This is a genomic window from Salinicola halophyticus (assembly GCF_003206695.1).
GTDB classification, from domain to species: domain Bacteria; phylum Pseudomonadota; class Gammaproteobacteria; order Pseudomonadales; family Halomonadaceae; genus Salinicola; species Salinicola halophyticus.
In genome coordinates this window covers 222-503 of record NZ_PZJN01000016.1, presented here as the reverse complement: position 1 = coordinate 503, position 282 = coordinate 222, and the positions used below count along the sequence as shown (strand labels likewise).

Here is a 282-nt window from a genome sequence, read left to right as displayed (position 1 = left end):
ACCAACGATGCCCCGATCGCTCAGGCTGCCACGGCCACGACGGAAGAGAACACCGCGCTGACTGGCCAGGTACCGGCAGCCAGTGACATCGATGGCACCATCGCCAGCTACGCGCTCGACACCGGCGTGGGTCAGGGCAATGGTAGTCTCAGCTTCAACGCCGACGGCAGCTACACCTTCACCCCGGGCACCGACTTCGACGCGCTGGCTGCCGGACAGAGCCGCGACGTGACCTTCAGCTACACCGCCACCGATAACAACGGCGGCGTCAGCGAGCCCAAG

1 protein-coding gene (cut by a window edge) is annotated in these 282 nt (G+C 66.0%); it reads left to right on the top strand.

Annotation, left to right across the window (positions count from 1 at the left end):
* Positions 1 to 15: 15 nt before the first annotated feature.
* The coding region annotated (locus DOM58_RS17100) for an Ig-like domain-containing protein (protein ID WP_425353406.1) crosses the window boundary (this coding region is incomplete at its 3' end): on the top strand, positions 16 to 282 show 267 of its 488 nt. Its footprint extends 221 nt past the window's final position.